This is a genomic window from Candidatus Albibeggiatoa sp. nov. BB20, from assembly GCA_016744725.1.
Lineage (GTDB): Bacteria > Pseudomonadota > Gammaproteobacteria > Beggiatoales > Beggiatoaceae > Albibeggiatoa.
On the sequence record JADGDW010000210.1, the window covers coordinates 1 to 6,253 of the forward strand.

At 39.2% G+C, this 6,253-nt stretch carries 7 protein-coding genes; all 7 read left to right on the forward strand.

The window, feature by feature from the left end:
- The coding region (gene nuoN, locus ABXH34_RS17045; RefSeq protein WP_502710426.1) for an NADH-quinone oxidoreductase subunit NuoN at positions 1–1,478 on the forward strand (1,478 nt) is incomplete at its 5' end.
- Positions 1,479–1,760: 282 nt separating this feature from the next.
- Entirely contained in the window at positions 1,761–2,204 is a 444-nt protein-coding gene (locus tag ABXH34_RS17050) for a hypothetical protein (RefSeq protein WP_353573085.1), read from the forward strand.
- Positions 2,205–2,216: 12 nt separating this feature from the next.
- Complete coding sequence (atpB, locus tag ABXH34_RS17055; protein ID WP_353573086.1) at positions 2,217–3,026, forward strand: F0F1 ATP synthase subunit A; 810 nt, start codon at positions 2,217–2,219, stop codon at positions 3,024–3,026.
- Positions 3,027–3,167: 141 nt separating this feature from the next.
- The gene (gene atpE / locus ABXH34_RS17060; RefSeq protein WP_353573091.1) at positions 3,168–3,446 is read left to right on the forward strand and encodes a F0F1 ATP synthase subunit C; all 279 of its coding nucleotides are present in this window, start codon (positions 3,168–3,170) and stop codon (positions 3,444–3,446) included.
- Positions 3,447–3,488: 42 nt separating this feature from the next.
- The gene (locus ABXH34_RS17065) at positions 3,489–3,959 is read left to right on the forward strand and encodes a F0F1 ATP synthase subunit B (RefSeq protein ID WP_353573087.1); all 471 of its coding nucleotides are present in this window, start codon (positions 3,489–3,491) and stop codon (positions 3,957–3,959) included.
- 10 nt (positions 3,960–3,969) lie between these two features.
- On the forward strand, positions 3,970–4,503 hold the full coding sequence (locus ABXH34_RS17070) for a F0F1 ATP synthase subunit delta (RefSeq protein ID WP_353573088.1): 534 nt from the start codon (positions 3,970–3,972) through the stop codon (positions 4,501–4,503).
- Positions 4,504–4,521: 18 nt separating this feature from the next.
- Positions 4,522–6,066, forward strand: a complete 1,545-nt coding sequence (atpA, locus tag ABXH34_RS17075) for a F0F1 ATP synthase subunit alpha (protein WP_353573089.1) — start codon at positions 4,522–4,524, stop codon at positions 6,064–6,066.
- Positions 6,067–6,253: the final 187 nt, after the last annotated feature.

Sequence of the window (6,253 nt, forward strand, 5' to 3'; positions counted from 1 at the left end):
ATTTTAGCTTTAATAGTGCTGAATTATTCGTGCTTTTGCCAGAAATCATGCTGCTTGCCTTAGCATCTCTGGTATTAGTGATTGATGCTTATGTGCCAGATCATGCACGCAACTTTACTTATCAGCTTTCTCAAGGTTCATTGATTGCAACACTATTGGCTGTTTTTGCATCGATGCCACAGCAAGCAACTTATGCAATGAGCGGCACTTATATATCCGATCCAATGGCGGCTATTTTGAAGATTGCTATCTTAATTGTCGTCTTTTTTGCCTTCATCTACTCTCGTACTTATTTACGTGACCGCAACTTCTTCCGTGGTGAATACTATGTATTAGGCTTGTTTGCTACCTTGGGCATGATGGTCATGGTTTCTGCTGCCAACTTATTAACAGTTTACTTAGGTTTAGAGCTACTCTCCTTATCTATGTATGCGATGGTTGCGATGCACCGAGATTCCAAACCAGCAACAGAAGCAGCAATGAAATACTTTGTATTAGGCGCAATTGCTTCAGGTATGTTGCTCTATGGTATGTCAATTATTTATGGTGCAACAGGCACTTTAGATTTAGCGACGTTAGCTGCAACAGCAAGCAATGCAGGTGATAATACTCAAATGTTAATGTTTGGCTTAGTATTCATCATCGTTGGTTTAGCATTCAAATTTGGTGCTGTACCCTTCCATAACTGGATGCCAGACGTTTATGAAGGCTCTCCAACGGCTGTGACATTGTTTATTGCTTCTGCACCTAAAATTGCAGCATTTGCGATGTTAATGCGTCTACTTGTTGATGGCTTAATTGGTTTAAAATCAGGTATGGTAGGCGATGTTGAATCGGTCTATTTGGGCTGGCAAGGTATGTTAATTGCGCTAGCAGTATTGTCTATGGCGATTGGTAACATAGTTGCGATTGCACAAACTAACCTAAAACGTATGTTTGCCTATTCAACTATTTCTCATGTCGGCTTTTTATTCATGGGCGCATTAACTGCAACAGAAACAGGTTATGCAGCATCAATGTTCTATGCGATTACTTATGCAATTATGAGTTCCGCAGGTTTCGGCATGATTATTTTACTTAGCCGTAAAGGCTTTGAAGCTGAAAATATCTCAGACTTTAAAGGTCTAAATGAGCGTAGCCCTTGGTATGCGTTTTTGATGATGGTGGTTTTATTATCAATGGCAGGTGTGCCGCCAATGGTTGGCTTCTGGGCAAAATTATCAGTATTGATGGAAGTGATTAATGCGGGCTTCTTATGGGTCGCAATTGTCGCAGCAATGTTCTCGGTGATTGGCGCATACTACTACTTGCGTGTCATCAAAACGATTTATTTTGATAAACCTGAAGGTGAAATTATCACCATTAGTGATGATAAAAGTTTACAAGCTGCTTTAAGCATTAACGGTATTACAATTATTGTTTTAGGTTTATTCCCTAGCGCATTACTGGCTATTTGTACTGCTGCATTAGTTGGCTAATTAATTAGTTGTTTTATTTTAGAAAAGGCGGCGTTCTAGTGTGAACTCTGCCTTTTTTTTATTCAGATAATGACTCTTTTTTGTGTTGTAGCATTTTTGCAGTTTAGTATCTAACCATATACTTATATTAGCTATTATTCAGATTTATGATGAAATAAACCAAAAAATACCATATTTTTTGTAATTCAAGATTGACCACTTCAATGGTTGCCATTATACTGCTTTCCTTGTGTTGACTATCACGCAACTATGTTGGTTTTTAACAACAGTTTATATATTTGGATGAACGACGTAAATAGACTCCCTTTTATTGATACTGGCGCAAAGGCCATATTTTCTGCATTAGCTCTATGGGCTGCTGCCGTTAGTCTATTTTTTCTCTATTACCTTGGTGAAGCTGCAGCTCAAGCTGCCTCATTCGGTGTATTCATTGTCTTCTTCAATGTTTGGTTGACTCAACGCAAACTCAGAATTGCTATCCTTCTTTCCCAGAATTCCCCAGAACAAGCTATAGGTACAATTTACCTCGCGGCTGTTCAACGTTTTGCTTTCACTTTACTGTTTTTTATTGTTGGTATGAGTTGGCTTCAATTGATGCCCGTACCGATGCTTATTGCATTTGCAGTAGCACAATTCAGTTACTTTTTTACTGGGCGTGATGATATGGATATGTTAATCATACCAACAGTACAAACAGTTTCAGATTCTAAATTAATCAAGCATTAGGGAGCAACTAACGTGGCTAGTGACGCACATAGTGGTGGGGGTACTGCGGTTGAGTATATCCAACATCATATTACAAATTTAAGTGTAGGCGAAGGCTTTTGGAGTCTTAATATTGATACCTTATTCTTTGGTGTTGGTATCGCTTTGCTAATGATTTTTGTTGCCAAAAAAGTCGGTGACAATTTAAGCATGGATAAACCTTCCAGTTTACAAAATGTAATTGAAGTGGTTTTAGAATTTGTAGAAAACCAAGTCAAAGACTCGTTCAATGCGCATAACCCATTGATTGGACCTTTAGCATTTACTGTATTCGTATGGATTTTTTTGATGAATGCAATGGATTTGATTCCTGTCGATATCCTACCTTTGATGGCTTCATCAATAGGCATTCCATATTTGAAAGTTGTACCAACAACTGACTTATCAGCAACATTTGGTTTATCGTTCAGCGTTTTTGCATTGATTATGTATTATAACTTCACAGTTAAAGGGCCTGTAGGCTTTGTGAAAATGTTCTTATTTCATCCGTTTGCATCTAATAACATTATCGCTAAAATCATCTTAATGCCAATCAACGTGATGATGACCAGTATTGAAGAATTAGCGAAACCCCTAAGTATGGGCTTACGTTTGTTTGGTAACATGTTCGCAGGCGAATTAATCTTTATTTTGATTGCAATTTTACCTTGGTGGATTCAATGGCTACCGGGCGGTATGTGGGCAATTTTCCACATCGTAGTTATTACTCTACAAGCGTTTATCTTTATGTTGTTGACGATTGTTTACTTAAGTATCGCTCATCAATCTTTAGACGATCATTAGTGTTAAACACCTGAATTTTATTTGAAGTAAATAGGGGCATGAGTTTTAACAGTGTTCCTAATATGAAACAATTTTTTAGTATCATTAACTTTAACTTTAAGGAGAACTCATATGAGTGCTGAAATGATTAGTCCAGAGGCTATGGCGCAAGTAGGTGCTGTTTACGCTAATACTGTTTTAGTTGTAGGTATTATCTTAGCTTCAGCAGCATTCGCATCTGCGTTTGGTTGGGCAATTATTTGTTCTAAGTATTTAGAAGGTATTGCTCGTCAACCAGAAATGCGTGCTCAGCTAATGGGTCAAATGTTATTTACGGGTGGTTTGATGGAAGCGTTCCCTATGATTGCTTTAGGTATCGCTATGTTCTTTACTTTCGCTAATCCGTTTGCTGACGCGGTTAAAACTGCCATCGGTCTATAATCAGGCTTTTTAAGCTTGGTTAACTAGACTGGAGGTCTATCAGTGAACCTAACAGCAACAATTATAGGGCAAATCGGTACATTTTTCGTACTAGTATTCTTCATCAATAAAGTATTGTGGAAACCCATGATACAAATGTTGGAGGAACGGCGTGCAAAAATTTCTGATGGCTTAGCGGCAGCAGAACGGAGTCAGCATGATTTAGAGCTAACTCAACAAAAATCTGCTGATAAGTTACGCGAAGCGAAACAGAAAGCGGCTGAAATCATTGCGAAAGCTGAGAAACAAGCAGGCGAACGTATTGAACAGTCAAAAGATGAAGCGCGTGTTGAAGGGCAACGTCAACTTGACGCAGCTAAAGCTGAAATTGAACAAGAAGCAAGTCGTGCTAAAGAGCAATTACGTGAAGAAGTCATGGCAATTGCTTTAGCGGCAGCAGAAAAAGTTTTAGCGCGTGAAATTGATGCCAATGCTCACAATGACTTTGTGAAGAAAATGATTCAGGAACTATAAGGCGTTAGCTATGGCAGAACTTTCCACCGTAGCACGTCCTTACGCAGAAGCGATTATCAGCTTAGCGACAGAGAACAGTGCATTAGATAAATGGTCTGAAAATTTGGATTTTTTATCTATAACAACGCAAGATGACTCTGTTGTTAAGATGGTTGCCAATCCAAATGTTGATACACAAACATTAACTAAGATTTTACTTGATGTTTGTGAGTCGCAAGACGATGGTGTCAAAAATTTAGTTAAAACTTTAATTGACAATCAACGTTTGGACGTTCTGCCGCATCTTGCGGTTGAATACGAAAAGTTAAAAGCGGAAAAGCAAAATAAGCTCAAGGTTGAGCTGGTGTCTGGTTATGAAGTGACACCTGAGCAGCAACAGGAGTTGCAGACCGTTTTACAAAAACGTTTTGGCAAGCAGATAGATATTAATATCAGTATTGATGCTGAGCTTATTGGTGGCTGGGTCATTCGCGCAGGCGATGAAGTCATTGATGCTTCTGTTAAAGGACGATTGCAACAATTGGCTACTGAGTTACGCCAATAAGAACGAGATTTAGATAATATGCAGCTTAATCCATCAGAAATCAGTGAACTGATTAAAAAGAAAATTGAAAGTTATGACCTAGGAACAGAATCTCGTAGCGAAGGTTCTGTTGTTAGCGTAACTGACGGTATCGTCCGTATTCACGGATTAGCAGATGCGTTACAAGGTGAAATGCTTGACTTCGGCGAAGGCACGTTTGGCATGGCATTAAACCTTGAGCAAGACTCTGTCGGTGCGGTAGTTTTAGGTCCTTATGAACATATTTCAGAAGGCCATACCGTAAAATGTACAGGTAAGATTTTAGAAGTGCCTGTAGGTACAGAGTTATTAGGTCGTGTTGTTGGCCCATTGGGTAATGCAATTGATGGTAAAGGCGCAACAAATGCGACTCAAACTTTACCTTTAGAACGCATTGCACCAGGGGTTATTAGCCGCCAATCAGTTGATGAACCAGTGCAAACAGGTTTGAAATCAATTGACTCTATGGTACCTATCGGTCGTGGTCAACGTGAGTTGATTATTGGTGACCGTCAAACAGGTAAAACAGCCGTTGCGATTGATACGATTATCAATCAAAAAGGTACAGGTGTTAAATGTATCTATGTTGCGATTGGTCAGAAAGCGTCTTCTATTGCGAACGTTGTTCGTAAATTAGAAGAACATGATGCGATGGATCACACCATCATCGTAGCAGCGTCAGCTTCTGAGTCCGCAGCATTACAATTTATCGCACCTTATGCTGGTTGTGCTATGGGTGAATACTTCCGTGATCGTGGTGAAGATGCGTTAATCATTTATGATGATTTGACTAAACAAGCTTGGGCTTATCGTCAAGTGTCATTATTGTTACGTCGTCCTCCCGGTCGTGAAGCTTATCCTGGTGACGTTTTCTACTTGCATTCACGTTTATTAGAACGTGCTGCACGTGTTAACCCAACTTACGTTGAAAGAATGACGAATGGTGAAGTGAAAGGTAAAACAGGTTCTTTAACTGCATTACCTATCATTGAAACGCAAGCGGGTGACGTATCTGCTTTCGTACCAACTAACGTTATTTCGATTACTGACGGTCAAATCTACTTAGAAACTGATTTATTTAACGCGGGTGTTCGTCCAGCGATTAACCCCGGTTTATCAGTATCTCGTGTAGGTGGTGCAGCTCAAACTAAGATCATCAAGAAGTTAGGTGGTGGTGTTCGTTTAGATTTAGCACAGTATCGTGAGTTAGCGGCGTTCGCACAGTTTGCTTCGGATTTAGATGAAAATACACGTAAGCAAATTGAACGTGGTCAACGTGTTACTGAGTTGATGAAACAAAAACAATATGCGCCATTAAGCGTTGCTGAAATGGGTGCATCATTGTTCGCGGTCAACAAAGGTTACATCGATGCAGTACCAGTAAACAAAGTGTTAGATTTTGAACATGCGTTACAAGCTTATATGAAAGCGAGTCACGCTGATTTGATGAACACTATTGAAGAAACTGGCGGTTATAATGATGACATCGAAGGTAAGTTAACAGCTGCTTTAGATGATTTTGTTGCTAATCACCAAAGCTGGTAATTTGTTTTAGTGCGTACAAGGATGTATGCTCCAATCTCCATGCTTCGGTATGGGGATTTGCTGGGATGCTTATATAAAATCATATAAATAAGCTAAAAGTATATGACGACAAAGAATATATTATCTGTATTAATACCCACAACTATTGGGTTTGTTTTCACGTTAGCTTTTGTTAAAGGTATTACAA